We start from the raw sequence: 26164 nt of genomic DNA on the forward strand, positions 1-26164 counted from the left end.
TGGCATGCTGCGCCCCCCATGCTGTGGCTGCTCATCCTCGTCGCCGGCCTGTGGGCCGGTCTGCAGAACGCGCTGGCCGGCGGCGGCTCCTTCGTCACCCTGCCGGCGCTGATCGTGGCCGGCCTGTCGCCGCTGGCGGCCAACATCACCTCCACCGTGGCGCTGTTCCCGGGCCAGGTGACCGCCGGCTGGGCCGGGCGCCGGCTGGTCACCGGCACGCCGTCGCTGTCCTTCCGCGCCCTGCTGCTGATCAGCCTGGCCGGCGGCGTGGTCGGCGGGCTGCTGCTGCTGAACACGCCGTCGCGGGTGTTCGCGCGGCTGGTGCCCTGGCTGGTGCTGTTCGCCACGGTGGTCTTCGCCTGGGGCAGCTTCCGGCGCAGGCCCGCCGGCGAGGTCGCCGCCCCGCGCCTGGGGGCCTGGGGCGCGGGCGCGGCGCAGTTCTGCATTGCCATCTACGGCGGTTACTTCGGCGGCGGCATCGGCTTCCTGATGCTGGCGGCGCTGACGCTGGCCGGCCTGGCCACCCGACATGCCGGGGCGACGAAGAACGTGCTGGCGGCGGTGATGAACGCCTCGGCGGTGGCGCTGTTCGTCTTCTCGCCGGAGGTGCACTGGCGCGAGGCGCTGGTGCTCGGTGCCGGCGCGATGGCCGGCGGCCTGGCCGGCAGCTGGGTGCTGCAGCGGGTCAACGAGCGGTGGCTGCGCGGCGCGATCGTGCTGATCGGCGTGGCGCTGACGGTGGGCCTGTTCGTGCGTCCGGTCTAGGCCGGCGGCGTGCCGCCGGCATCGGACGTCTCGGCGGCCGGGTGCACGCTGGCGTGGCGCTCGAGCAGCGCGTACAGCACCAGTCCCCAGCCCAGCGGCAGCAGGTAGTACAGCGCGCGGTAGGCCAGCACCGCGCCCATCACCCGGCCCTGGCCGAGGGTGCCGGACAGCAGGCCGAGGTAGACCGCCTCCAGCACGCCGAGGCCGGCCGGGATCGGCGTCACCACGCCCACCACCGCTGCGGCCATGAGCACCCCGAGGGCGGTGCCATAGCCCACCTTGTCGCCCAGCAGCAGCGACATGGCCAGGCCCATCAGCGCCCAGTTCGCCGCCGACAACGCCATCTGCAGCATGGCGGTGCGCGCCGACGGCAGGCGCAGCGGCCGGCCGCGCAGCCGCCAGCTGCGCCCCTGGCAGGCACGGCAGGCCACCAGGTACGCCGCAGCGAGCCCCAGCATGGCCGCGCCGAGCAGCCGGAAGCCGTGCTCGCCGATGCGCGCCTGCTGCGGCGGCTCGATCACGCCCGCGGCGAACAACGCGCCGGCCAGCACGCCGTAGCCCAGCCAGTTGGTCGCCATGCTCATGCCGACCACCTGCGCCACGGTGGCCTCGTCGAGCCCGGCGCGTGCGTACAGGCGCGCCCTGAGGGCGACCCCGCCAACCAGCGAGCCGAGGTTCAGGTTGAAGGCATAACTGGCCACCGCGATGGCCCAGGTGCGCCACACCGGCAGGCCATGGCGGGTGTGGCGACGGCCCAGCAGGTCGAAGCTGCCGTACAGCGCATGGCTGGCCACCGACAACCCGAGCACCGCCGCCAGCACCGGCAGCGGGGTGCGCTGGAGCGACTGCCAGGCGCCCGACCAGTCCACCTTGTGGGCGTGCGACACCAGCAGGCCGAACACCAGCACGCCGAGGGCCGGCACCGCCCAGCGGCGGATGCGCGGCCACCAGGCCGCCCGCCAGGAGGAGGGGCCGACCGCGGCGTGACCGGCCGCGGCATCGGGCGAGGGGGCGGTGTGGCCGCGGCTGATCGTCATCGAGCGATGGTCGACGCCCGCCGCCCGGCTGCACAGCCCGCACGGCGCCCGTCGGCTGTCAGCCCTCCCCTACCCCGGTGGCGTGGGTCAGCCGCCACCGACACGGCGTCGCGGCGCCGGCCGGCCGACGGCGCGCGCCACGGTCCCTACAGTGGCCTCATCCGGTGCAACGTGAGCACCGTCCCGTGGCCCGTGGGTCACGCCAACGATTGGGGAGTGACCATGAACCGACTGCTTCGCCTGACACCGATCGCCGTGCTGCTGGCCGCCGCCACCGGCGCGTCGTTCGCCCAGTCGACCGACCTGAACAGCAGCGCCCGCAAGGAGCGCATCAACTCGGCCTACGACAGCTACCGCAGCGGCGGCAGCGGCGTGGCCAACACCAGCTCGCGCAGCGGCACGCAGGGCGGCCAGGCGTCGACCTCCAACCGCTCCATCCTCACGCCCGAGAAGGACGACACCCGGGTGACGGCCGGCGCCAAGCGCGCCGGCACCGCGGTCAAGGAAGGCGCACAGACCGCCGGCGGCGTGGTGAAGCGCGGCGCCCAACGCACCGGCAACGCGGTGAGCAACGCGGCCGCGAAGGCCGACAGCGCCATCCGCAGCAAGGTGGGCGACGGCCCGTCCAGCCCGCCGGCGCGCCAGACCAACAACCCGTCGCCGGGCTGATCGACCGCGCAGGTCGAGCCGACGCATCGAGCCCCGGGGGCCCAGCCCCCGCAGCGGCCCCCTCGTTCAGGGATGAGCGTCGGGGCCGCTGCCTTGGGGCAGACCGCTACAGGGGCAGCAGCGCCGCCGCCTTCACCCGCTCCAGCACGAAGCTGGTCTTGCAATCCTGCACGCTGGGGTGCTTGAGCAGCGTGTCCATGACGAAGCGCGAGTAGTGCGCCATGTCGGCCACCATCACGCGCAGCAGGTAGTCCATCTCGCCGGTGAGCGACACGCACTCCACCACCTCCGGCCAGGCCTGCACCGCCGCGCTGAACAGGTCCATCGGCCGGCGCTTGTCGATGCGCTCGTGCTTCTCGGTGCGCACGGTGATGAACGCCGTCAGGCCCAGGCCCACCCGCTCGGCGCTGAGCCGCGCCGCATAACCGGCGATGACACCGGTCTCCTCCAGCCGCTTGACCCGGCGCAGGGCGGCCGAGGCCGACAGGCCGACGCGTTCGGCCAGGGTGTCGTAGGTCATGCGGCCGTCGTTCTGCAGCGCATCAAGGATGCGCCGATCCACTGCATCCAGTCTGACTTCCTGTGCCATGCGGGTTATTTTGCAGGATCCATGCGTCCGCTGGTCGTTTCGCGCCGAATCAGCAGGAAAACTGCGCCGCCCGCGGCCTACAGTGGCTGCAGACCGCAACGCCATGTCGACCGCCACGCCCACCGCCCCCAACGTCGCCATCGGCGCCCCTCGGCCACCGGTCGGTGCGGCTGCGGACTGGACCGTCGACCAGCGCTGGGCCGACCACTCGCCACAGGAACACGCGGTGTGGTCGACGCTCTTTCGCCGACAGGCGGCGCTGCTGCCCGGCCGCGCCTGTCGGGCCTTCCTGCAGGGCCTGGACACGCTGCCCCTGTCGCACGACCGCATCCCCGATTTCCGCCGCCTGTCCGACACGCTGATGAAACGCACCGGCTGGCAGGTGGTCGCCGTGCCCGGCCTGGTGCCGGACGCGGTGTTCTTCGACCACCTGGCGCACCGGCGCTTCCCGGCGGGCCGCTTCATCCGCGGCGCCGACTCGCTGGACTACCTGCAGGAGCCCGACGTCTTCCACGACGTGTTCGGCCACGTGCCGCTGCTGCTCAACCCGGTGATGGCCGACTACATGCAGGCCTACGGCGAAGGCGGTCTGCGGGCGCAGGCGCTGGGCAAGCTCGACCAACTGGCGCGGCTGTACTGGTACACGGTGGAATTCGGCCTGCTGCGAGAGGACGGCGCGCTGCGCCTCTACGGCGCGGGCATCGCCTCGTCCTACGCCGAAAGCCGCTTCGCGCTGGACAGCGCGTCGCCGCACCGCCTGCGCTTCGACCTCGAACGGGTGATGCGCACCCGCTACCGCATCGACGACTTCCAGGAAGCCTACTTCGTGCTCGACGGGCTGGACGAGCTGCTGGCGCTGGCCCGCATCGACTTCGCGCCGCTGTACCGCCGGCTCGACCATGGGCCCGAGCACGACCCCGGCCAGCTGCTCGACAGCGACACCGTCCTGCACCGCGGGGACGGCTCCCACCACCACCCTGCCCGCCCTGCCTCGCACTGACATCAGGAGACCCTGCATGCCCGACCTGTTCGACAACCCCATGGGCCTGGACGGCTTCGAGTTCGTCGAGTTCGCCTCGCCGGTAGCGGGCCTGCTCGAACCCGTGCTGGAGAAGCTGGGCTTCAGCCTCGTCGCCCGCCACCGGTCGAAGGACGTGCTGCTGTACCGCCAGGGCGGCATCAACTTCATCGTCAACCGCGAGCCGAAGAGCATCGCGTCGTACTTCGCCGCCGAGCACGGCCCCTCGGCCTGCGGCCTCGCCTTCCGGGTGAAGGACGCGCACAAGGCCTATGCCCGCGCGCTGCAGCTGGGCGCGCAGCCCATCGACATCCCCACCGGGCCGATGGAGCTGCGCCTGCCGGCCATCAAGGGCATCGGCGGCGCGCCGCTGTACCTGATCGACCGCTACGAGGATGGACGCTCCATCTACGACATCGACTTCGAATGGCTCGACGGCGTGGACCGCCGGCCGGTGGGCCACGGCTTCCTGGAGGTCGACCACCTCACGCACAACGTCTACCGCGGCCGCATGGGCTACTGGGCCGACTTCTATTCGAAGCTCTTCAACTTCCGCGAGATCCGCTACTTCGACATCGAGGGCGAGTACACCGGCCTGACCAGCAAGGCCATGACCGCGCCCGACGGCCGCGTCCGCATCCCGTTGAACGAGGAATCGAAGAAGGGCTCCGGCCAGATCGAGGAATTCTTGATGCAGTTCAACGGCGAGGGCATCCAGCACATCGCGCTGCGGACCGACGACATCCTGAAGAGCGTGGACGCGCTGCAGCTGGCCGGCATCCCGGTGATGTCCGCGCCCAACGACATCTACTACGAGATGCTGGCCGAACGCCTGCCGGGCCATGGCGAGGACGTCGGCGCGCTGCAGGCGCGCGGCATCCTGATGGACGGCACGACGGCGGAAGGATCGAAGCGGCTGCTGCTGCAGATCTTCTCGCAGCCGCTGTTCGGCCCGGTGTTCTTCGAGTTCATCCAGCGCAAGGGCGACGACGGCTTCGGCGAGGGCAACTTCAAGGCGCTGTTCCAGAGCATGGAGCGCGACCAGATCCGCCGCGGGGTGCTGGAGACGGCCTGACCTCCGCAAAGGCCGTGTTACGGTTCGTTCCATTGACCGGAACGGATCCCATGGCCTCGATCGCACCCCCTCGCCCCGCCTCCCACGCCATCTTCGCGGCCCGGCCGTCGACGAGCCGTCGGGTGCGCGGGTGAAGGGCGCCGGTCGCCAGAAGCTGCTGTTCGCCGGCACCATCTTCAGCAGTGCCTTCCTGCTGTTCCTGGTCCAGCCGCTCATCGCCAAGCAGATCCTGCCCTGGTTCGGCGGTTCGGCCGCCGTGTGGTCCATCTGCATGGTGTTCTTCCAGGTGGTGCTGCTGGGCGGGTACGGCTATGCGGACTGGGTGACGCGCCGCCTGTCGCCGCGCGGGCAGTCGCGGCTGCACCTGCTGCTGCTGGCCGCCAGCCTGGCCTTCCTGCCCATCGTCGCGGGCACGCAGTGGAAGCCCGCCGGCGACGAGGACCCGACGCTGTGGATCCTGGGCCTGCTGCTGGCCACCATCGGCCTGCCCTACTTCCTGCTGTCGACCACGGGGCCGCTGGTGCAGTCGTGGCTGGCGCGGGCGCCATGGGGCTCGCAGGTGTACCGCTACTTCTCGCTGTCCAACGGGGCGTCGCTGGCCTCGCTGCTGGCCTACCCGGTGCTGATCGAGCCGCACAGCACCCTGCTGCAGCAGGCCTGGGGCTGGTCGATCGGCTACGCGGTGTTCGCGGTGTTGTGCGCCGGGACGACGCTGTACGCCGCGCGGCTGGCGGCCAGCTCGCCGGCCCTCGCCGACGCCGCCGCCCAGGCCGTCGAGCCCGAGGTCGGCCCGCCGCCCGGACTCGCCGACCACCTGCTGTGGCTGGCCCTGCCGGCGCTCGGCTCCTGGCTGCTGCTGGCGGTCACCAACCACATCACGCAGAACGTCGCCGCCATTCCCTTCCTCTGGGTGCTGCCGCTGTCGGTGTACCTGCTGTCCTTCGTGCTCACCTTCGAGAGCGACCGCTGGTACCGCCGCCGCCTGGTGCTGCCGCTGGCCGGCGCGCTGCTGCTGGGCTGCGCGGTCGGCCTGCAGTCGCACCTCGGCTCGCGGCTGCAGACCGCGCTGCCGCTGTACGTGGGCGGGCTGTTCGTGCTGTGCCTGTTCCTGCACGGCGAGATGGCGCGGCGCCGGCCGGGCCCGCGCCACCTCACCCGCTTCTACCTGATGCTGTCGCTGGGCGGCGCACTGGGCGGCATCGCGGTCGGCCTGGTCGCGCCTCAGGTGCTGCCGGCCTACTACGAGCTCGGCATCGGCCTGGTGCTCACGGCCGCCGCCGGCGCCTGGGTGCTGCGCGGCCGGCGCTGGGGGGTGGCGCTGTCCCTGCTGCTGGCGCTGGCCTGCGCCGGCTTCCTGGCGCTGCAGGTGCAGGACGACCTGCGCGACGCACGGCACCTGAGCCGGAACTTCTACGGCACGCTCATCACCGCCGACGTGCAGCGCGACGACGCGCGCGACAACGTGCGCGTCATGTTCCACGGCTCGGTCAAGCACGGCGAGCAACTGCTGGCCGCCGACCGCCGCCGCGAACCGACCGCCTACTACGGCGAGACCTCCGGCATCGGCCGCGCCCTCGCCGCCGCGCCCGACGGGCCGCGCCGCATCGGCGTGATCGGCCTGGGCACCGGCACGCTGGCCGCCTACGGCCGGGCAGGCGACGTGATCCGGCTGTACGAGATCAACCCCGAGGTCTTCGACCTGGCGGCGCGCGAGTTCAGCTTCGTCGGCGACAGCCGCGCACGCATCGAGAACGTGCTCGGCGACGCCCGCCTGGCGCTCGAGCGCGAGGCGCCGCAGCGGTTCGACGTGCTGGCCATCGACGCCTTCTCCGGCGACTCGGTGCCGGTGCACCTGATCACGGTGCAGGCGATGGACGTCTACCTGCGGCACCTGAAGCCCGGCGGCGTGATCGCCTTCCACGTCACCAACCGCTTCCTGGCGCTGCCGCCGGTGGTGCAGCAGGTCGCGCAGGCGCGCGGCCTGCACGCGGTGCTGGTCCACGACGAGGGCGAGCGCGCCCACCTGCGCGCCACCGACTGGGTGCTGGTGGCCCGCGAGGCGGCCACGCTGGACCGGCCGGGGATCCGCGAGGCGTCCGTGCCGTTCCCGGCCATCCCCGGCCTGCGGCCCTGGACCGACGACTTCAACAACCTCTTCGGCGTGCTGAAGTAGCGCGCACCGGTGCCGTATCGGTCGGCCCGCTGACACAGCGCAGGCGCACACCCGGCCCGCCGTACCTGGGCACGGGAGGACCGCACGCCTAAGGTGGCGACATGACCACCCTGCCCCTCCCCTCCACGCTGGCCGCGGCCGGCGACCGCCCGGCGGCGATCGGCCGCTGGTCCCCCACCGCCCTCTGGCAGCGCTGGCAGCGCCGCCGGCCACCGGGCACCGACGAGCGCTACCTCGCGCAGGCCGCCGACCTGGCCGAGCTGGAACGCCGCCAGCGCGCGCTGGAGCGCGACGGCCTGCCGGCCCGCTGGCCGACCTGAACCGGGCTGCGGCCGCCGACAATCCGCCGAGCCTGAACCCGCCCGGACGAGGAGCCTCGCCATGTTCTCGCTGGACCGCCAGTCCGCCCAGCCGCTGGCCGACCAGATCGTGCAGCGCCTGCGCGAGCTGATCGGCCGCGGCCAGCTCGCGCCGGGCAGCCGGCTGCCCTCGATCCGCAGGCTCGCGACCCAGCTGCAGGTGGCGCCCAACACCGTGGTCGCCGCCTACGACCGCCTGGCCGCCGACGGCCTGCTGCTGTCGCGCGGCGGCACCGGCTGCTACGTCGGCGAAGGGCCGCAGCCGCAGGCCGATTCGCCACCGCTGGAGGCGGCGGACCTGGAAGACCCGCTGTGGCTGGCGCAGCAGGCGCACGACCTGCGCGCCGGCGTGCTGCAGGCCAGCAGCGGCTCGGTGCCCGCGGCCTGGCTGGAGGACGGCGTGCCGCTGGCCGTGCTGCAGCGCGCCTTCTCGCGCGACGCCGCGCCGGCGGCGATGCGCTGTCCGCCGCAGGGGCTGCCGGCGCTGCGCGAGCGGCTGGCGCTGCTGCTGCGCGGGCAGGGCATCCCGGTCGACGCCGGGCGGCTGCTCACCGTCAACGGCGGCACGCAGGCCATCGACCTCCTCTGCCGCGCCTTCCTCAAGCCGGGCGACGCGGTCATCGCCGAGGACCCCGGCTACTTCCTGCTCTTCGGCCGGCTGCGCCAGGCCGGCGTGCGGGTGCTGCCGGTGGAACGCCGGCCCGACGGCGTCGACCTGGCCCAGTTCGAGGCCGCCTGCGTGCAGCACCGGCCCAAGCTGGCGTTCCTGCAGCCGGTGCTGCACAACCCCACCGGCTGGGGCAGCAGCCCGGCCAACCTGCACCGGGTGCTGGGCATCGCCGCCGACCACGGGGTGCTCATCGCCGAGGACGACGCCTACGGCCACCTGCAGGCCGGCGAGCCGGTGCGGCTGTCGCAGCTGGCCGGGCTGCAGGGCGTCATCCACTACGCCAGCTTCTGCAAGGTGCTCAGCCCCGCGCTGCGGCTGGGCTACGTGGCGGCCGAGCCGCCGCTGCTGAAGGCCCTGCTGCGCGAGAAGATCTACGCCGTGCTGAGCACGCCGGCGCTGACCGAGCTGGTGCTGCTGGAGCTGCTGTCCACCGGGCGCTTCCACAAGCACCTGGAACGCCTGCGCCAGCGGGTGGCGCGGGCCCGCCAGGTGGCGGCGAAGCAGTTGACGAGCGCCGGCATCGGCCTGCCGCGCATGGCCGACAGCGGCCTCTTCCTCTGGGGCGCGGTGCCGCCGGGCATCGCGATGACGGCGCTGGTGGAGCAGGCCTGGCAGGAGGGCATCGTGCTGGCCAGCGGCCGCCACTTCCGCGCCGACGCGCAGACCGAGGACCGCCACATCCGCTTCAACGTGAGCTGGAGCCAGCAGCAGCGGCTGGTCGACTTCCTGCGCCCGCGCCTGCAGGCCGGGCTCGCCGCGCACCCCTGAGCGGCGGCACGGGCATTGCCCGGGCGGACCGATGACGACCCACCGGGGAGGCCCTGGCCGGTGCCGCACCGGCGTCGCTGGGCTAAGCTCGCCGCGCCCTCGCGGGGTCTGCCCGCGGACCCTGCATGAACGACCACGAAGAACGACTGATCCGCGACCGCCGGCTGCGCGCGCTCGCCGACCTCAACGCCACCGTCATCTGGATCGCGGACGCCGACGGGCGGGTCCACCAGTCGCTGCCGTCGTGGGAGAGCTTCACCGGCCAGGCCTTCGAGGCCCACCGCGGCAGCGGCTGGCTCGCCGCGGTGCACGCCGACGACCGCGAGCGGGCGCGCGCCACCTGGGCCGCGGCGGTGCGCGACCGGCAGGCGCTGTCCATGCGCTACCGGCTGCGCCGCCGCGACGGCGAGTACCGCGAGATGCAGGTGGAGGGCCACCCGGTGCAGGAAGACGGGGCGGTGGTCGAGTGGGTCGGCATCGCGGTCGACGTCACCGAGCGCCTGCGCACCGAGGCCGCCCTGCGCACCAGCGAGGCACGGCTGCGCTTCCTCGACCGTCTGGGGCAGGCGACGCGCACGCTGGTCGACGCCGACGAGGTCATGGCCGCCACCACCCGGCTGCTGGGCGAGCACCTGCGCACCACCCGCTGCGCCTATGCCGACGTGGAGATCGACAACGACCGCTTCACCATCCGCGCCGACTGGTCGGTGCCCGGCGTGCCGTCCAGCCGCGGCCACTACTCGCTGGACCTGTTCGGCCCGCTGGCGGCGGGCAGCCTGCGGCAGGGCCGGTCGGTGGCGGTCAACGACGTCGACGCCGAACTCGGCGAGGAGGGCGGCGCGCGCATGTTCAACGCCATCGGCATCAAGGCCGTGGTGTGCGCCGCGCTGGTCAAGGGCCAGCGGCTGGTGGCGCTGATGGCGGTGCACCAGGACACGCCGCGGCGCTGGACCGCCGACGAGCTGGCGCTGATCGAGGACGTGGTCGAGCGCTGCTGGGTGCACATCGAGCGCGTGCGCGACGCCGCCATGCTGCGCGAGCAGGACCGCCGCAAGGACGACTTCATCGCCACGCTGGCGCACGAGCTGCGCAACCCGCTGGCCCCGGTGAAGTACGCGGTCGCGCTGATGCGCAAGCCCAACCTCGACGCGGCGCGGCTGGCGCAGTCGCGCGACATCATCGACCGCCAGGTCAGCCAGATGGCGCGGCTGATCGACGACCTGCTCGACGTCTCGCGCATCAACCGCGGGCTGGTCGAGCTGCAGCGGCGGCCGCAGGCGCTGCAGCCCCTGCTGCGCCAGGCCGCCGAGGCCGCACGGCCGGAGATGGAGGCGGCGCACCACCACTTCGCGATCGACCTGCCCGACGCGCCGCTGTGGCTGGACGTCGACGGCGCCCGGCTGGTGCAGGTGGTGGGCAACCTGCTGACCAACGCCGCCAAGTACACGCCGGACGGCGGCCACGTCCGCCTGGCGGCGCGGGCCGACGGCGAGGACGCGGTGGTGGAGGTCGCGGACGATGGCCTCGGCCTGCCGCCGGCGGGCCTGGGCCGCCTGTTCCAGCCCTTCACGCAGCTCGACCACACCGTCGGCCGCGGCAAGGGCGGCCTGGGCATCGGGCTGTCGCTGGTGCGGTCGCTGGTCGAGCTGCACGGCGGCCGGGTCGGCGCCGCCAGCCCCGGCGTCGGCCAGGGCAGCACCTTCACCGTGCGGCTGCCGCTGCTGGCCGAGGCGGCGGCGGCCGACGACGCGCCGACGGCCTCGATGGCGATGCCGCTGGACGGCGCGCCCACCGGCCTGCGCGTGCTGGTGGTGGAGGACAACGTCGACGGCCGCCGGTCGCTGGTGTCGCTGCTGGAGCAGGCCGGCCACGAGACGGCCGCCGCCGGGGACGGCGACACCGCGCTGACGCTGGCGCGCAGCTTCGGCCCGCAGGTGGTGCTGCTCGACCTCGGGCTGCCCGGCATCGACGGCCTGACGGTCGCCCGCGCGCTGCGCCGCGACCCGCCGGCCCCGCTGCGCGCGTTGATCGCGCTCACCGGCTGGGGCACGGCCCGCGACCGCGCCCGCACCACCGAGGCCGGCTTCGATGCCCACCTGACCAAGCCGGTCGAACCCAAGCTGCTGCTGCGCCTGCTCGGCGACGTGGCGGCCGCCGCCACGTGAGCGGGCACCGGCGCACGCTCGTCGCGGTGGGCGCCGCGCTCGGCCTGGCGGCCGTGGCGGTGTGGACGCTGCGACCGGCACCCGGCGCCGGCCCCCGGCTGCGGCCCGACGACGCGGCGCTGGTCGAGCGCGGCCGGCAGGTCTACGCCCAGCACTGCGCCGCCTGCCATGGCGCGCGGCTGGAAGGCCAGGCCGACTGGCGCAGCCGCGGCGCCGACGGCCTGCTGCCGGCGCCGCCGCACGACGCCAGCGGCCACACCTGGCACCACCCGGACGCCCAGCTGATCGCCATCACCAAGCTCGGCGTGGCCAAGGCCGCCGGGTTGTCCGATTACCGCTCGGCCATGCCGGCCTACGAGGGCGTGCTCGGCGACGAGGACATCGTCGCCGTGCTGTCGTTCATCAAGGCGCAGTGGCCGCCGGCCATCCGCGCCAAGCACGACGAGGTGAACGCCGCGGCGCGGTGACGCCGCGGCGCCGCCTCAGTGGCTGCCCGGCGCGGCGGCGGCCTTCAGCCGCGCGCGCTTGGCCTTGGAGCGCAGGTTCAGCGCCTCCACCGCCAGCGAGAAGGCCATGGCGCTGTAGATGTAGCCCTTGGGGATGTGCACGTCGAAGGCCTCGGCGGTCAGCGCCATGCCGACCATCACCAGGAAGGCCAGCGCCAGCACCTTGACCGACGGATGCGCCTCGACGAACTCGCCGATCGGCCGCGCGGCCAGCAGCATGACGCCCACCGCGACGATCACCGCGGCGACCATCACCGGGATCTGGTCGACCATGCCGACGGCGGTGATGACCGAGTCGAGCGAGAACACGATGTCGATGATGCCGATCTGCGCGATCACGCCCCAGAAGGCGTTGCGGCCGGCCTTGGCCGCGGCCGCGCCGGCGGCCTCGCCATGGGCGTGGGCCTCGGGCGACTCCACCTCCTTGAAGATCTCGTGCGAGGCCTTGTAGAGCAGGAACACGCCCCCGAGCAGCAGCACCAGGTCGCGCCCGCTGATGCCCTGGCCGGCGACGCTGAACAGGTCGGCGGTCAGCCCCATCACCCAGCTCAGCGACAGCAGCAGCGCCAGCCGCGAGATCAGCGCGAAGCCCAGGCCCAGGCGCCGGGCGCTCTGCCGCTGCTCCGGCGGCAGGCGGCCGACCAGGATGGAGATGAAGATGATGTTGTCGATGCCCAGGACGATCTCCAGGGCCGTCAGCATCGCGAAGGCGATCCAGGTGTTGGGGTCGAGCAGGATTTCCATGGACGCAGCAGCGGTTGTTGTTGGTGGACGCGATTAGAACCGCGTTGCGTGGAAGGTTTCTTCCGGTTCGAGCCGCCTCGCACCGACCGCGCCGCGACCACGGTCCACGGCGCGCTGACGGGCTCGACGCGCGACCGCGCCACCCCCCGATCGCCGAGACCCGGCACACGGCGATTGGCGACCCGGGGCCGCTGGCGGGGGACGACGGACATGGCAGCGACCGCCGGCAAATTGCGGGCCGATGGCGCCGGCCGGCCGGCGCGGCCGACGGCGCCGGGTACGCCGACTGCCGCGCAGCGCTGCCGCCACACGCCCGCCACGACGCCCGCCGATGTCGCTTCGCCAACCGGCCATTCCCTCCCCCGACGACGGCGCGCAGCCGCCGGACGGTGGCCTGGACGCGGTGTGGCAGGCGGTGGTCGAGGGTGCGGCGGCCGCCGTCTTCGTCAAGGACCGCGAGGGCCGCTACCGCTGGGTCAACCGCCAGCTGGAGCTGCTGACCGGCCGGCCCCGCCAGGCGCTGATCGGCCGCCGCGACGACGAGGTCTTCGCGCCGGCGGTCGCCGCCAGGCTGCGGGCCCACGACCACCAGGTCTGGGCCACCGGCCTGCCGCACCGCGTGGACGAGCCCCTCCCGCTGGACGCCGTGGTGCGCCAGTACCGGTTGGAGAGGTTCCTGCTGCGCGACGCCGGCGGCCGCCCCTGTGCGCTGTGCGGCATCGCGATGGACGTCAGCGACCTGCTGGCCGCCCGCACCGACGCCGACGAGACGGCCCGCGCGCTGGCCGAGCGCGACCAGGAGCTGCAGGCCTCGCAACGGCGGCTCGAGTCGGCGCTCGCCGCCGGCGGCATGGGCGTGTGGGAGCTGGTGCCCGGCACCGACGAACTGAAGGGCTTCGGGCCGACCTTCGACCGGCTCGGTCTGGGATCGCCCGGCCGGGCGGTGCGGCGCGGCGAGCAGTTCCGCAGCTTCGTCCACCCGGCCGACCGCCCGCAGCTCGAAGCCACCGTCGCCCGTGCCCTGCTCGACCGCACCGACTTCAGCCTGGACTACCGCGTCCGCACGCCGGACGGCGTCACCCGCTGGCTGTCCACGCGGGCCGGTTTCGTCGCCGGCGCGGACGGGGCGCCCGACCGCTTCATCGGCGTCAACTTCGACATCACGGAACGCAAGGCGGTGGAGCAGGCGCTGCAGGACACCGACAGCCGGCGCAACGAGTTCCTCGCCATGCTGGCGCACGAGCTGCGCAACCCGCTGGCGCCGATCCACAACGCGGTGCGGCTGCTGGAGCGCGCCGGCGAGCGGCCGGAACTGCTGGGCCTGGCCACGCAGATGATCAAGCGCCAGTCGGCCCACCTGGCGCGGCTGGTCGACGACCTGCTGGAGGTCAGCCGCGTCACCCAGGGCCGCATCGAGCTGCGCAAGGAGAACCTGCTGGTGGCCACCGCGGTGCTCTCCGCGGCCGAGACGGTGCGACCGCTGGTGCGCGAGCAGCGGCAGACGCTGGCGCTGGACGTGCCCACCGACATCGACCTGGTGGCCGACCCGGCGCGGGTGGTGCAGGTGCTGGCCAACCTGCTGAACAACGCCGCCAAGTACACGCCCGAAGGCGGCGAGATCCACGTCGCCGCGCGCACCGTCGACGCCGGCCGCCATGTGGAGATCGAGGTGCGCGACAACGGCATCGGCCTGGACGCGGAGCTGCTGCCGCGGGTGTTCGACCTCTTCGCGCAGGGCGAGGCGACGCTGGACCGGGCGCGTGGCGGCCTGGGCATCGGGCTGTCGCTGGTCAAGAGCCTGGTCGAGCTGCACGGCGGCACGGTGCGGGCGGCCAGCGCCGGCCTCGGCCACGGCACCACCTTCACCGTCTGCCTGCCGCGCGAGGACCGGCGCGCCGAGCGGCGGGCGCCTTCGGGCGCCCCGGTCGCGGTCGCCATGCCGCGGCCCTCGCCCACCACCATGCTGGTCGCCGACGACAACCGCGACGCGGCGGAGAGCCTCGCCATGCTGCTGGAGGCCGACGGCCACCGCGTGCGGCTGGCCTTCGACGGCGAACAGGCCCTGGCCGAGGCCCGGGCCTTCGGCCCCCGGGTGCTGCTGCTGGACCTGGGCATGCCGCGGCTGGACGGCTTCGCGGTCGCGCGTGCGCTGCGCGCCGACGAGGCCATGCGGGAGGTGGTGCTCATCGCCATGAGCGGCTACGGCCAGCGCAGCGACCGCCAGCGCAGCCGCGACGCCGGCTTCGACGCCCACCTGCTCAAGCCCGCCGACCTGGCCGAGGTGTACGCCACCATCACCCGGGTGCAGGCCGGGCGTGCCGGGGCGGACGGCTGAGAGCGCCCGCCGCCCGCCCGGCGCAGCGGCTCCGATAATGCGGCCCCTGCCGACCCACCCACCGCCCGACATGGCCGACTCCGCCCCGCTGACCCTCATCTCCTCCATGGCGACCAAGCCGCTGCTGGCCGAGCTGCTCGCGTTGTACGAACAGCGCCATGGCAGGGCGGTGGCGCTGACCTCGATCGGCGGGGTGGACGCGGCCAAGCGGGTGGCCGCGGGCGAGCCGTTCGACGTGGTGGTGCTGGGGGCCGATGCGCTGGCCAAGCTGGCCGCGCCGGCCGCGGGCGCGACCGTGCGGCCGGACAGCGTGACCGCGCTGGTGCGCTCGCCCACCGCCATCGCGGTGCCGGCCGGCACCGGGATGCCCGACGTCACCACCGAGGCCGCGCTGAAGGCCGCCGTGCTGGCCGCGCCCAGCCTCGGTTACTCCACCGGGCCCAGCGGCGTGGCGCTCGCCAAGCTGTTCGAGCGCTGGGGCATCGCCGACCAGGTGAAGGACCGCATCGTCACCCCGCCACCGGGCACGCCGGTGGGCTCGCTGGTGGCCGACGGCAAGGTGATGCTCGGCTTCCAGCAGCTCAGCGAGCTGCTGCCGCTGCCCGGCATCCAGATCGTCGGTCCGATGCCGGCCGAGGTCGGCATCGTCACCACCTTCTCCGGCGGCGTGACGACGGCCAGCGCCCGTGGCGACGAGGCGCGGGCGCTGCTGGCCTTCCTGGCGTCGGCGGACGCCGACGACGCGAAGCGCCGTCAGGGCATGGAGCCGGCCTGAACCGGACGGCGACGGCTGCCGTACAACCGGCATGCCGTTCCAACGCTTCCTCCCCGGCCGACGCGCGGCCTTCCTGTTCGGTGGGCTCTCCGCCCTCGGCCTGACGGGCTGCTCGGCCACCGGCGCGCTCAACGCGCTGGTGCCGCGCGACAGCTACCGCGGCGAATCGGGCATCGCCTACGGGCCGCACCCGCGTCAGCGGCTCGACGTCTACCGGCCGCTGCCCGACAGCGCGGCGGCCGCCCGCCGGCCGCCGTTGGTGGTCTTCTTCTACGGCGGCAACTGGACCCGCGGCGAGCGCGCCGACTACCGCTTCGTCGGCGAGGCGCTGGCCGCGCATGGCGTGGTGTCGGTGCTGCCGGACTACCGGCTGAGCCCCGAAGTCGGCTGGCGCGACATCCTCGCCGACTGCGCGGCGGCCACCGCCTGGGCGCGGCGCGAGGCGGCCACCTTCGGCGCCGACCCGGCGCGGCTGATCCTGATGGGCCACAGCGCCGGCGGCTACAACGCCGCCATGCTGGCGCTCGACGGCCGCTGGCTGGGCGCGCAGCAGCTATCGCCGCGCCAGCTGGCCGGCTGGATCGGCCTGGCCGGCCCCTACGACTTCCTGCCCATCGGCGACCCGGAGACACGGGTCGCCTTCTCCTGGCCCGACACCCCGCGCGACAGCCAGCCCATCCACCACGTCGCCGCGGGCGCGCCGCCCGCGCTGCTGCTGGCCGCGGCCAACGACCGGCTGGTCTATCCCGAGCGCAACACGCTGCCGCTGGCCGCCCGCCTGCGCGCGGCCGGGGTGCCGGTGCGCGCCGAGGTGCTGGAGCGTGTCAACCACGCCACGCTGGTCGGCGCCATCGCCGCGCCGCTGCGCTGGCTGGCACCGGTGCTGCCGCCGGTGCTGGACTTCATCGAGGCGCCGGGCGCGGCGAAGGCCCCGACGATGGTGTGACGGTGCGGCGCGGACCGCGCCGCCGCGTGTCAGTCGCTGCGCCCGAGCCGCCACATCAGCAGCGCGGCCAGGCTGTCGAGCACCGGCGTGGCGACGCCGGCCTGGCGCGCCAGGTCCTGCACCGCCAGCATCTGCGCGTCGATCTCCACCGGGCGGCCGGCGCGCAGGTCCTGCAGGAAGGACGGTGGATGCCGGCTGGCGACCAGGCGCTCCATCCGGTGCTCGACGTCGGGCCGGATGTCCGGCACGCCCAGCGCCCGGGCCACCGCGGCGCCCTCGTCGATCAGCCGCACGAACACCTCGCGCAGCCGCGGCAGCGGCAGCAGCTCGGCGCAGGCGGCATCGGCCAGTGCGGCCAGCGGCGAGCTGGCCAGGTTGGTCAGCAGCTTGTTCCAGATGGCGCTGCGGAGGTGCGCGGTGACCGACGTGCCGGGCAGTGCCGGCGCCAGCGTGCGCGCGATGGCCTGCAGGCGGTGGGTCATCGCGTCGCCCGGCTCGCCGAGGGTGAAGGTGTTCACCGCGTGGTTGTTGCGCACCACACCGGGCGCGGTCACCTCGTTGGGCGACACCACCACCAGACCGAGGGCGCGCTCGGGGCCGATCTCGCGCCACAGGCGGCCGTCGGGGTCGAGCCGGGTCAGCGGCGGCATGCCCGGCACGCCGTGCGAGTACCACCAGGGCAGGCCGTTGAGCGCGAAGACCACCGGCGTGTCGGGCCCCAGCAGCGGCTTCAGCCCGTCCACCGCGGCCGGCAGGCCATGCGCCTTCACCGTGCAGATCACCAGGTCCTGCGGACCCAGCGACTCGGCGCGGTCGGTGGCGCGCAGGCGCACGGTGAAGTCCTCGTCCGGCGTGACCAGGCGCAGGCCCCGGGCCTGGATGGCGGCCAGGGCCGGCCCGCGCACGACCACCGAGACGTCGAGCCCGGCCCGTGCCAGGCGGGCGGCGAGGTGGCCGCCGACCGCGCCGGCGCCGAAGATGCAAAGGCGGTTCATGGGACCCTCTTGTAGCACTGCCTCGGGAATGGCATGTGCCAGCGGTTGCCGATCGACACGGAGGACCCTTCATGAACCCCACGGCCTGGTGGGCCCTGTCCTGGCTGCTCATCGTCGCCGGGCTGGCCGGCACCGTGCTGCCGGTGCTGCCCGGCACGGCGCTGGTGCTGGCCGGCACGCTGCTCGGCGCCTGGATCGACGACTTCACCCGCGTCGGCAGCCTGAGCATCACCGTGCTCGTGCTGCTGGCCGTGCTGTCGTGGGTGCTGGAGTACGTCGCCGGCGTGCTCGGCGCGAAGCGCGCCGGCGCCAGCAAGCAGGCCATGGTGGGGGCGGCGATCGGCACGGTGGCCGGCCTCTTCCTCGGGCTGATCGGCGTGCTCTTCCTGCCGCTGGCGGGCGCGGCCATCGGCGAGTTCATCGCCCGCCGCCACCACGGCGCCGCGATGCGCGTCGGCATCGCCACCTGGATGGGCCTGATGGCCGGCCTGGTCGCCAAGGTCGTCATCGCCTTCATCATGGTCGGCGTGTTCGCCCTGGCGCTGATGTTCTGAGGCCGCGCTGTCGAAACGGCAGGGGGCGGACCGTCGTCACGATGCGCCAACCAGAATCGCCGGCATGAACATCGCACCACCCGCCCCGCGGGCCACCGCCCGCGACTGGGTGGGTCTGGCCGTCATCGCCCTGCCCTGTGCCGTCTACGCCATGGACATGACGGTGCTCAACCTGGCGCTGCCCACGCTGGCCGCCACCTTCCGGCCCAGCGCCAGCCAGCTGCTGTGGATGGTCGACATCTACGGCTTCCTGGTCGCCGGCTTCCTCATCACCATGGGCACGCTGGGCGACCGCTTCGGCCGACGGCGGCTGCTGCTGATCGGCGCGGCGGCGTTCGCGGCGGCGTCCACGCTGGCGGCCTTCGCCGACAGCGCGGCGATGCTGATCGCGATGCGGGCGCTGCTCGGCGTGGCCGGGGCGACGCTGGCGCCGTCGACGCTCAGCCTCATCCGCAACATGTTCCACGACGACACCCAGCGCCAGTTCGCCATCGGCGTGTGGATCGCCAGCTTCTCGGTGGGCGGCGTCATCGGGCCGCTGGTCGGCGGCGTGCTGCTGGAATGGTTCTGGTGGGGCTCGGTGTTCCTGGTCGCGGTGCCGGTGATGGCGCTGCTGCTGCTGCTCGGGCCCTGGCTGCTGCCGGAGTACCGCGACCCGCAGGCCGGCCGCATCGACCTGCCCAGCGTCGGCCTGTCGCTGGCGGCGGTGTTGTCCGTGGTCTACGGGCTCAAGCGGTTGGCCGAGCACGGGCCCGACGCGCAGGCGCTGCTCACCGCCGCCGCGGGCGTGCTGCTGGGCTGGGTGTTCGTGCGCCGGCAGGCCACGCTGGACTACCCCCTGCTGGACGTGGCGCTGCTGCGCCAGCGCCGCTTCGGCGCCGCCATCGCCGCCTATGGGCTGTCCTGCCTGGCGATGATGGGCCTGTTCATCTCCATCGCGCAGTACCTGCAGGGCGTGCTCGGCCTGTCGCCGCTGATGGCGGGGCTGGCCACGGTGCCGTCGTCGCTGGCCTTCGCGGTGGGCTCGCTGGGCACCGCGTGGGCCACGCGCCGCTGGGGCCCGTCGGCCGTGTTCGTGCGGGGGCTGCTGCTGGCGGCGGCCGGCTTCGGCCTCATCGCGCTGGCCGGCACCGCCTGGGGCCTGGGCCTGCTTGTCGGCGGCACGGTGCTGATGGGGCTGGGCATGGCGCCGGTGTTCGCGGTGGGCAACGAGATGATCATCACCAGCGCGCCGGCCGAGCGCGCCGGCGCCGCCTCCGCCCTGTCGGAGACCAGCGCCGAGTTCAGCGGCGCGCTCGGCATCGCGCTTTTCGGCAGCCTCGGCACCGCGCTGTACCAGGCCCGGCTGCTGCCCGGGCTGGCGGCGGGCACCGACCGCACGTCGGTGGCCACGCTGGGGGCCGCGCTGGACACCGCGCAGGCGCTGCCCGCCGCCGCCGGGGAGGCGCTGCGCACCGCCGCCCGCGCCGCCTTCGTCGACGCGCTGACGCTGGCGGCGCTGGCGGCCATGGCGCTGGTGCTGGGCGCGGCGTGGCTGGCGGCGCGCCTGCTGCGCACGCCGGCCGGGCCGCAGGGCGCGCGCACCACGCCGGCCTGACCCCACCACGGCGGCGCGCGCCTTGCCCGTGCGCGGCATGACCACGCCCCCCTGCCGCCTGCCGCTGCCCGACGACGCCGAGGCCGTGCTGGCCGAACTGCACCGCGTGCACGCGCCGCTGACCGACGGCCGGGTCGCCGACTACATCCCGGAGCTGGCCAAGGTCGAGGCCGAGCGCTTCGCGCTGGCCCTGGCCACGGTGGACGGCCGGGTGCTGGCCGTCGGCGACGCCGACCACCGCTTCACCCTGCAGTCGCTGAGCAAACCCTTCGCCTTCGGCCTGGCGCTGACGCTGTGCGGCCGCGACACCGTGCACCGCCGCGTCGGCGTCGAGCCCACCGGCGACGCCTTCAACTCCCTGGTCGAACTGGAGGACGGCAGCCACCGGCCGTACAACCCGATGGTGAACTCCGGCGCCATGGCGGTGTCGGCGCTGATCGCCGAGGCGGCGGGCGGCGAGGCGTGGCCGCGGGTGCAGTCGCTGTTCGACGGCTTCGCCGGCCGGTCGCTGTCGGTGGACGAGGCGGTGTTCCGGTCGGAGCTCGCCACCGGCCACCGCAACCGGGCCATCGCCCACCTGCTGAAGCACCACGGCGTGATGGCGGCCGAGGTGGAGGACCTGCTGGCGCTGTACCTGCGCCAGTGCGCGCTGCAGGTGGACGTGCGCGACCTCGCGCGCATGGGCGCCACGCTGGCCGCCGGCGGCCGCCAGCCGCAGCATGGCGGAACGGTGCTGCCGCAGGACCTGGTCAGGGACCTGCTGAGCCTGATGCTGACCTGCGGCATGTACGACTCGGCCGGCCGCTGGGCCTACGAGGTCGGGCTGCCGGCCAAGAGCGGCGTCAGCGGCGGCGTGCTGGCGGTGGTGGCGGGCCGCTTCGCGCTGGCCGCCTGGTCGCCGCGGCTCGACGGCGCGGGCCACAGCGTGCGCGGCATCAAGGCGCTGAAGGCGCTGGCGCAGCGCTGGCGGCTCAGCCTGTTCGACCACCACGGGTGAGCCGGACGCGGCGCCACCGGCACGCGGCGCCACCTGTTGCAACGACGCATCGACAGCCGATCGACAGGTTGGCGTGGGCCAGATTGGGCACACTCGTTGCCCCCGATTGCGGCGCTCGCGCCGCACGCCCTGCACGGCGTCGGCGCGCACGCGTCGATCAGAATGGATCGAGGAGGAGTCGATGACCGAGGAGAACGTCGTCCTCGAAGCAGTGCTTCGCGACGATGAGACGAAAGTGCTGCAGGAATGGCTGCAGGAAGCCGCCGCGCCCAGCGTCGGCGGCCGTGCCCCGCGCATGCCGGCCACGCGTGAAGAGGCCCTGCCGCTGCTCAAGGCCTTGCGCCAGGGCCTCGCCGCCGACGGCGCGGACGACCTCGGCGGCCCGGCCTGGGAACCGCTGCGCCGCGAGCTGCAGAGCCTGTCCGGTGCCCGCGCCGCCCAGGGCGCCGCGGTCGACGAGACCAGCCGCTTCGTGCTGTCGCTCAAGCGGCCGCTGTTCCAGCGGGTGCAGGAACGCCTGGCCGACCAGCCGAAGGCGCTGGTGGCCACCGTGTGGCGCATCTCCAGCGTGGTCGACCGGGCCGCCGAGCTGACCGTGGGCCTGTACCAGCAGTCGCGGGAGGACGTCATCAACCGCCAGCAGCAGGAGCTGCTGGAGCTGTCCACGCCGGTGGTCAAGCTGTGGGACGGCGTGCTGTCGGTGCCGATGATCGGCACGCTCGACTCCAGCCGCACCCAGCTCGTGATGGAGGCGCTGCTGCAGCGCATCGTCGAGACCGGCAGCGAGATCGCCATCATCGACATCACCGGCGTGCCGACCGTGGACACGCTGGTGGCCCAGCACCTGCTGAAGACCGTCACCGCCATCCGGCTGATGGGCGCCGACTGCATCATCAGCGGCATCCGGCCGCAGATCGCGCAGACCATCGTGCACCTGGGCATCGACCTGCAGGGCATCACCACCAAGGCGTCGCTGGCCGATGCGCTGGCCCTGGCGCTGCAGCGCACCGGCTACCGCATCACGCGCGACACCGTCGAATGAACACGCGGACCGAGCGCCGGACCGCACCCGAGCCGGCCCGCGAGCCCCTCTGGGAGGCCCCATGAACAGGGTCCCGATTCTGCGCATGGGTCGGTTCCTGCTGGTGACCATCCAGGTCGACCTGCAGGACCAGACGGCGCTGCAGCTGCAGGACGACCTGGCCAACGAGGTGCAGCGCCACCGTGCCCGCGGCGTGCTGATCGACATCTCGGCGCTGGAGATCGTCGACTCCTTCATCGGCCGCATGCTGTCCGACATCGCCGGCATCGCCAGCGTGCTGGACGCGCAGACGGTCGTCGTCGGCATGCAGCCCGCCGTCGCCATCACGCTGGTCGAACTGGGCCTGTCGCTGCACGGCGTGTCCACCGCGCTCAACGTCGAGAAGGGCATGGCGCTGCTGGAGCGGCGCACCGGCGGCTTTGCCGCGCCTGCCGTGGCGGCCCGCAATGCCCGCGCCTGAGACCGTGGGACGGCTGCCGCTGCGCAGCGAGCAGGACATCGTGCTGGCGCGGCAGGAGGTGCGGCGCCTGGCGCAGTCGCTGCGCTTCTCGCTGGTCGACCAGACCAAGCTGGTGACGGCGGCCAGCGAGCTGTCGCGCAACACGCTGGTCTACGGCGGCGGCGGCGAGATGCGCTGGGAGGTGCTCAGCCAGGGCTTGAAGCGCGGCCTGCGGCTGAGCTTCGAGGACCAGGGGCCCGGCATCCCCGACCTGACCCAGGCCATGCAGGACGGCTGGACCTCGGGCGGCGGCCTCGGCCTCGGCCTGTCCGGCAGCAAGCGCCTGGTGCAGGACTTCGACATCCGCAGCGCGCCGGGCGAGGGCACCTGCGTCACCGTGGCCCGCTGGACGGTGTGACGGTGCTGCAGCAGCAGGCATTCGAGGTGCGCGAGGCCTCCCAGGTCGGGCAGCTGCGCCGTGCGGTGGCACAGCACACCGCGCGGCTGGGCTTCGACGAGGTCGCCGCCGGCCGCGCCGCGCTGGTGGCCACCGAACTGGGTCACAACCTGGTGCGGCATGCGCAGGACGGCTGGTGCCTGGTCGGCACGCCGGACGCGGGCACGGTGGAGTTGCTGGCACTGGACCACGGTCCCGGCATGGACGACCCGCAGCGCTGCCTGGACGACGGCTTCTCCACCGGGCCGACGCCGGGCACGGGCTTCGGCGCGGTGCGCCGGCTGTCGCGCGAGTTCGGGGTGTATTCGCGCCCGGGGGTCGGCACGGTGGTGCTGTCCCGGGTGGGACCGCCGGTGCCGGTGCCGGCCATCGCCTGGGGCGCCGCCCACCTGCCCGCGCCCGGCGAGACGGTCTGTGGCGACGGCTTCGCCGTGCAGGTCGACGGCCACGGTGCCTGCGCGCTGCTGCTCGACGGGTTGGGCCATGGCCCGCAGGCCGCCGCGGCGGCGCAGGCCGGGCTGGCGGTGCTGGCTGCGCCGCGGCGGCCGCCGGGCCCGGCGGCCCTGCTCGACGAGGTGCACCGTGCGCTGCAGGGCAGCCGCGGGGCGGCCGGCAGCGCCCTGTCGCTGGACGCCGCGGAGGGCAACGTGCGCTTCGCCGGCATCGGCAACGTCACCGGGCGCTTGCTCTCCGGCGTGGCCGACCGCAGCCTGCTCGGCGGCCACGGCACCCTCGGGCTGCAGACCCGCCGCGCGCAGGACCAGGTGCTGGCCTGGCCGCCGCACACCCTGGCGCTGCTGCACAGCGACGGCCTGGCCAGCCGTTGGACCCTGGCCGACGAGCCCGGCCTGCTGCAGCAGGACCCGGCGGTGATCGCCGCCTGGCTGCTGCGCCGGCACCGGCGCGGCCGGGACGACGCCAGCGTGGTGGTGCTGCGCCGGGGCGCCGCGAGGAACGCATGACCGACCACCCCACCCCGCCGCAGCCGCCGGCCCCCGGCCTCGAGGAACGGCTGGCCGCCCAGCAGGCGCAGATCGACGCGCTGTCGGCCGAACTGGAAGAGACCAACCGCGGCGTGCTCGCGCTGTACGCCGAGCTCGACGTGCAGGCGCAGGCGCTGGCCCAGGCCAACGAGCTGAAGAGCCGCTTCCTGGCCTACATGAGCCACGAGTTCCGCACGCCGATCGCGTCCATCCTCAGCATCTCGCGGCTGCTGCTCGACCAGGTGGACGGTCCGCTGGCACCGGAGCAGACGCTGCAGGTGGGCCTGATCCGCGACACCGCGCTGGAATTCAGCAGCATGGTCGACGACCTGCTGGACCTGGCCAAGGTCGAGGCCGGCCGGGTGACCATCGCCCCGGCGTGGTTCGACATGGTGCAGCTCTTCGCCGCGCTGCGCGGCATGTTCAAGCCGGTGCTGACCAACCCCGACGTGACCCTCGCCTTCGAGCCGCCGCCGGAGGGTCTGACGCTGTTCTCCGACGACAAGAAGCTGGCGCAGATCCTGCGCAACTACATCTCCAACGCGCTGAAGTTCACCCAGCGCGGCGAGGTCCGGGTCAGCGTGCGCCGCGACGGCGACCACCGCGTCACCTTCCTCGTCAGCGACACCGGCATCGGCATCCCGCCCGAACTGCAGGGCGCGCTGTTCGAGGACTTCTCGCAGCTGGAGACGCCGCTGCACCACATGGTCAAGGGCACCGGCCTCGGCCTGGCGCTGAGCAAGAAGCTGGCGCTGCTGCTCGGCGGCCAGGTGGGCGTGCACAGCACGCCGGGCGAAGGCTCCACCTTCCACGTCACGCTGCCGCTGCGCTGGCCGCCGGAGGGCGCGGCATGAGCACGCCGGGCCGTCCGGCGGCCGCCTCGGCCGGCATCCTCGTCGTCGACGACAACCTGGCCAGCCGCTACGCCACGGCGCGGCAGCTGCGCGCCGCCGGCTTCCACACGGTGGAGGCCTCGACCGGCCGCGAGGCGCTGGCCAAGGCCGGCGACGGCATCGCGCTGGTGGTGCTGGACATCCAGCTGCCCGACATCGACGGCTTCGAATGCTGCCGCCTGCTGCGCGAGCAGCCGGCCACCGTCAACGTGCCGGTGGTGCACCTGTCGGCGGCCTACACCGAGGTGCACGACCGTGTGCGCGGCCTGCAGGGCGGTGCCGACGCCTACCTGACGCGGCCGGTGGAACCGACGGTGCTGCTGGCCACGGTGCAGACCCTGCTGCGCGCCCGGGCCGCCGAACAGGCGCTGCACGACGCGCAGGCCGACCTCCTTCGCCGCGAGCAGGCCGCCCGCGCCGAGGCCGAGCGGGTGAGCCGGTTCCGCGACGAGCTGCTGGCGGTGCTGTCGCACGAGCTGCGCACGCCGCTGAACGCCATCCTCAGCTGGACCACGGTGCTGCAGCGCGCGCTGCAGCGCGATGCCGGCGGGGGCTGCCGCCGGAGGTGCCGCGCGGCGTGGCGGCCATCGAACGCAACGGCCGGCTGCAGGCCCAGCTCATCGCCGACATCCTCGACCTGTCGCGGCTGACGATGGGCAAGCTGCGGCTGGAGCTGCGCGCCTGCGACGCCAACGAGCTGGTGCGCTCCGCCCTCGAGGGCCTCGGCACGCTGGGCGAGGAACGGGGCATCCGCATGACGTGGCAGCCGGCCGCCGACAGCCCGGTCGTGCTGGCCGATGCCGCCCGCTTCCAGCAGGTGGTGTGGAACCTGGTGACCAACGCCGTCAAGTTCTCCGCCCCGGGGGAGGTGCGCCTGGGCGTGCAGCGGTCGGACGACGAGGGCGAGGTCTGCCTGCACGTGGAGGACGAGGGCGAAGGGATCGCGCCGGAGTTCCTGCCGCGGCTGTTCGACCGCTTCGAACAGGGCAACGCGGCGACCAACCGGCAGCACGGCGGCCTGGGGCTGGGCCTGTCCATCGTGCACCACCTGGTGGAACTGCACGGTGGCCGGGTGCACGCGCACAGCGCCGGGCTGGGCCATGGCGCCCGCTTCACCGTCTGCCTGCCGGCCCTGGCGACCGGCGCGGGCGCGTCGGCGCCGACGCTGGAATCCGCCTTCGGCAGCCTGGACCCGGAGTCGGCCCCGCAGCGGCTGCACGGCGTGCGCGTGCTGGTGGTCGACGACGACCGCGACGCGGGCTCGCTGCTGGCGCTGGTGCTGCGCGACCGGGGTGCCGAGGCGCACACCGCGGACGGCGTCGACGCGGCGCTGGCCGTGCTGCCGGACCTGCGGCCCGACGTGGTGATCAGCGACATCGGCATGCCGGGGCGCGACGGCTACGAACTGGCGCGCGCGCTGGCGGCCACCGCCGGGCCGCGGCCGGCCACGATCGCGCTCACCTCCTACGCCCGGGCGCGCGACGTCGAGCAGGCGCTGCAGGCCGGCTTCGACGCCCATTGCGCGAAGCCGGTCGACACCACCGAGGTGCTGCGCACGGTGGCCGAGCTGGTGGACCGGCGGTCCGGCCGCTAGGCCGCACCGCGGCCCCGGG

The 26164-nt window shown here is 74.0% G+C and carries 26 protein-coding genes; 22 read left to right on the forward strand and 4 right to left on the reverse strand.

Going from position 1 to position 26164, the window contains the following annotated elements:
• Window positions 1–21: 21 nt before the first annotated feature.
• Window positions 22–765, forward strand: a complete 744-nt coding sequence (locus LRS07_RS15835) for a sulfite exporter TauE/SafE family protein (protein WP_260502135.1) — start codon at window positions 22–24, stop codon at window positions 763–765.
• Here the strand turns inward: LRS07_RS15835 and LRS07_RS15840 are convergent.
• Complete coding sequence (locus tag LRS07_RS15840) at window positions 762–1802, reverse strand: lysylphosphatidylglycerol synthase domain-containing protein (RefSeq protein WP_260498941.1); 1041 nt, start codon at window positions 1800–1802, stop codon at window positions 762–764. The two genes, LRS07_RS15835 and LRS07_RS15840, sit on opposite strands and share 4 nt — an antisense overlap.
• Before the next feature lie 222 nt (window positions 1803–2024).
• Between LRS07_RS15840 and LRS07_RS15845 the strand changes: the two genes are divergently transcribed.
• Entirely contained in the window at window positions 2025–2471 is a 447-nt protein-coding gene (locus tag LRS07_RS15845; RefSeq protein ID WP_260498942.1) for a hypothetical protein, read from the forward strand.
• Between the two features lie 106 nt (window positions 2472–2577).
• Here the strand turns inward: LRS07_RS15845 and LRS07_RS15850 are convergent, their stop codons facing one another.
• Window positions 2578–3060 carry an Lrp/AsnC family transcriptional regulator gene (locus LRS07_RS15850; protein WP_260498943.1) on the reverse strand — a complete coding sequence of 161 codons (483 nt, stop codon included), beginning with the start codon at window positions 3058–3060 and terminating at the stop codon, window positions 2578–2580.
• 103 nt (window positions 3061–3163) lie between these two features.
• On the opposite strand from LRS07_RS15850, the gene phhA reads away from it, so the two are divergent.
• The 7 genes from phhA (at window position 3164) to LRS07_RS15885 (ending at window position 11755) form a co-directional block, all read left to right on the forward strand.
• A complete protein-coding gene (phhA, locus tag LRS07_RS15855; protein WP_260498944.1) occupies window positions 3164–4060 on the forward strand; it encodes a phenylalanine 4-monooxygenase in 897 nt (298 codons plus the stop codon).
• A 16-nt stretch (window positions 4061–4076) separates the two neighbouring features.
• Window positions 4077–5153, forward strand: coding sequence for a 4-hydroxyphenylpyruvate dioxygenase (gene hppD, locus LRS07_RS15860; protein ID WP_260498945.1), 1077 nt, complete (start codon window positions 4077–4079; stop codon window positions 5151–5153).
• Between the two features lie 130 nt (window positions 5154–5283).
• Window positions 5284–7326: a spermidine synthase gene (locus tag LRS07_RS15865; RefSeq protein WP_260498946.1), complete on the forward strand. Its 2043-nt coding sequence runs from the start codon at window positions 5284–5286 to the stop codon at window positions 7324–7326.
• Window positions 7327–7427: 101 nt separating this feature from the next.
• Window positions 7428–7646, forward strand: a complete 219-nt coding sequence (locus tag LRS07_RS15870; protein ID WP_260498947.1) for a hypothetical protein — start codon at window positions 7428–7430, stop codon at window positions 7644–7646.
• A gap of 61 nt (window positions 7647–7707) precedes the next feature.
• Window positions 7708–9123, forward strand: a complete 1416-nt coding sequence (locus LRS07_RS15875; protein ID WP_260498948.1) for an aminotransferase-like domain-containing protein — start codon at window positions 7708–7710, stop codon at window positions 9121–9123.
• 125 nt (window positions 9124–9248) lie between these two features.
• Window positions 9249–11288, forward strand: a complete 2040-nt coding sequence (locus LRS07_RS15880) for a hybrid sensor histidine kinase/response regulator (RefSeq protein ID WP_260498949.1) — start codon at window positions 9249–9251, stop codon at window positions 11286–11288.
• Window positions 11285–11755, forward strand: coding sequence for a c-type cytochrome (locus LRS07_RS15885; RefSeq protein ID WP_409450553.1), 471 nt, complete (start codon window positions 11285–11287; stop codon window positions 11753–11755). The genes LRS07_RS15880 and LRS07_RS15885 overlap by 4 nt, the downstream gene beginning before the upstream one ends.
• Window positions 11756–11770: 15 nt before the next feature.
• Here the strand turns inward: LRS07_RS15885 and LRS07_RS15890 are convergent, their stop codons facing one another.
• Window positions 11771–12538, reverse strand: a complete 768-nt coding sequence (locus tag LRS07_RS15890; protein WP_260498950.1) for a TerC family protein — start codon at window positions 12536–12538, stop codon at window positions 11771–11773.
• A 331-nt stretch (window positions 12539–12869) separates the two neighbouring features.
• Here LRS07_RS15890 and LRS07_RS15895 point away from each other — a divergent pair, with 331 nt between their 5' ends.
• The 3 genes from LRS07_RS15895 to LRS07_RS15905 all read left to right on the forward strand — a co-directional run bounded on the left by LRS07_RS15895 (window position 12870) and on the right by LRS07_RS15905 (window position 16594).
• Window positions 12870–14873, forward strand: a complete 2004-nt coding sequence (locus LRS07_RS15895) for a hybrid sensor histidine kinase/response regulator (protein ID WP_260498951.1) — start codon at window positions 12870–12872, stop codon at window positions 14871–14873.
• A gap of 70 nt (window positions 14874–14943) precedes the next feature.
• Entirely contained in the window at window positions 14944–15648 is a 705-nt protein-coding gene (locus LRS07_RS15900) for a substrate-binding domain-containing protein (protein ID WP_260498952.1), read from the forward strand.
• Window positions 15649–15679: 31 nt separating this feature from the next.
• Window positions 15680–16594 carry an alpha/beta hydrolase gene (locus LRS07_RS15905; protein ID WP_260498953.1) on the forward strand — a complete coding sequence of 305 codons (915 nt, stop codon included), beginning with the start codon at window positions 15680–15682 and terminating at the stop codon, window positions 16592–16594.
• A 29-nt stretch (window positions 16595–16623) separates the two neighbouring features.
• Here the strand turns inward: LRS07_RS15905 and LRS07_RS15910 are convergent, their stop codons facing one another.
• Entirely contained in the window at window positions 16624–17589 is a 966-nt protein-coding gene (locus LRS07_RS15910; RefSeq protein ID WP_260498954.1) for a ketopantoate reductase family protein, read from the reverse strand.
• 71 nt (window positions 17590–17660) lie between these two features.
• Between LRS07_RS15910 and LRS07_RS15915 the strand changes: the two genes are divergently transcribed.
• From LRS07_RS15915 to LRS07_RS15960, 10 genes are all read left to right on the forward strand, one after another.
• Entirely contained in the window at window positions 17661–18143 is a 483-nt protein-coding gene (locus LRS07_RS15915) for a DUF456 domain-containing protein (protein WP_260498955.1), read from the forward strand.
• Between the two features lie 64 nt (window positions 18144–18207).
• On the forward strand, window positions 18208–19740 hold the full coding sequence (locus LRS07_RS15920; RefSeq protein WP_260498956.1) for an MFS transporter: 1533 nt from the start codon (window positions 18208–18210) through the stop codon (window positions 19738–19740).
• Between the two features lie 37 nt (window positions 19741–19777).
• Window positions 19778–20737, forward strand: a complete 960-nt coding sequence (gene glsA / locus LRS07_RS15925; RefSeq protein ID WP_260498957.1) for a glutaminase A — start codon at window positions 19778–19780, stop codon at window positions 20735–20737.
• A gap of 181 nt (window positions 20738–20918) precedes the next feature.
• The gene (locus LRS07_RS15930) at window positions 20919–21779 is read left to right on the forward strand and encodes an STAS domain-containing protein (protein WP_260498958.1); all 861 of its coding nucleotides are present in this window, start codon (window positions 20919–20921) and stop codon (window positions 21777–21779) included.
• Between the two features lie 61 nt (window positions 21780–21840).
• A complete protein-coding gene (locus LRS07_RS15935; protein ID WP_260498959.1) occupies window positions 21841–22239 on the forward strand; it encodes an STAS domain-containing protein in 399 nt (132 codons plus the stop codon).
• The gene (locus LRS07_RS15940; protein WP_260498960.1) at window positions 22226–22636 is read left to right on the forward strand and encodes an anti-sigma regulatory factor; all 411 of its coding nucleotides are present in this window, start codon (window positions 22226–22228) and stop codon (window positions 22634–22636) included. Before LRS07_RS15935 ends, LRS07_RS15940 begins: the two co-directional genes overlap by 14 nt.
• The gene (locus LRS07_RS15945) at window positions 22633–23637 is read left to right on the forward strand and encodes an ATP-binding protein (RefSeq protein WP_260498961.1); all 1005 of its coding nucleotides are present in this window, start codon (window positions 22633–22635) and stop codon (window positions 23635–23637) included. The genes LRS07_RS15940 and LRS07_RS15945 overlap by 4 nt, the downstream gene beginning before the upstream one ends.
• On the forward strand, window positions 23634–24512 hold the full coding sequence (locus LRS07_RS15950; RefSeq protein ID WP_260498962.1) for a sensor histidine kinase: 879 nt from the start codon (window positions 23634–23636) through the stop codon (window positions 24510–24512). Before LRS07_RS15945 ends, LRS07_RS15950 begins: the two co-directional genes overlap by 4 nt.
• Entirely contained in the window at window positions 24509–25201 is a 693-nt protein-coding gene (locus LRS07_RS15955; protein WP_260498963.1) for a response regulator, read from the forward strand. The genes LRS07_RS15950 and LRS07_RS15955 overlap by 4 nt, the downstream gene beginning before the upstream one ends.
• The gene (locus LRS07_RS15960; RefSeq protein ID WP_260498964.1) at window positions 25129–26145 is read left to right on the forward strand and encodes an ATP-binding response regulator; all 1017 of its coding nucleotides are present in this window, start codon (window positions 25129–25131) and stop codon (window positions 26143–26145) included. Before LRS07_RS15955 ends, LRS07_RS15960 begins: the two co-directional genes overlap by 73 nt.
• The last annotated feature ends 19 nt before the right edge of the window (window positions 26146–26164 follow it).

The organism is Aquabacterium sp. J223 (genome assembly GCF_024666615.1).
GTDB lineage: Bacteria > Pseudomonadota > Gammaproteobacteria > Burkholderiales > Burkholderiaceae_C > J223.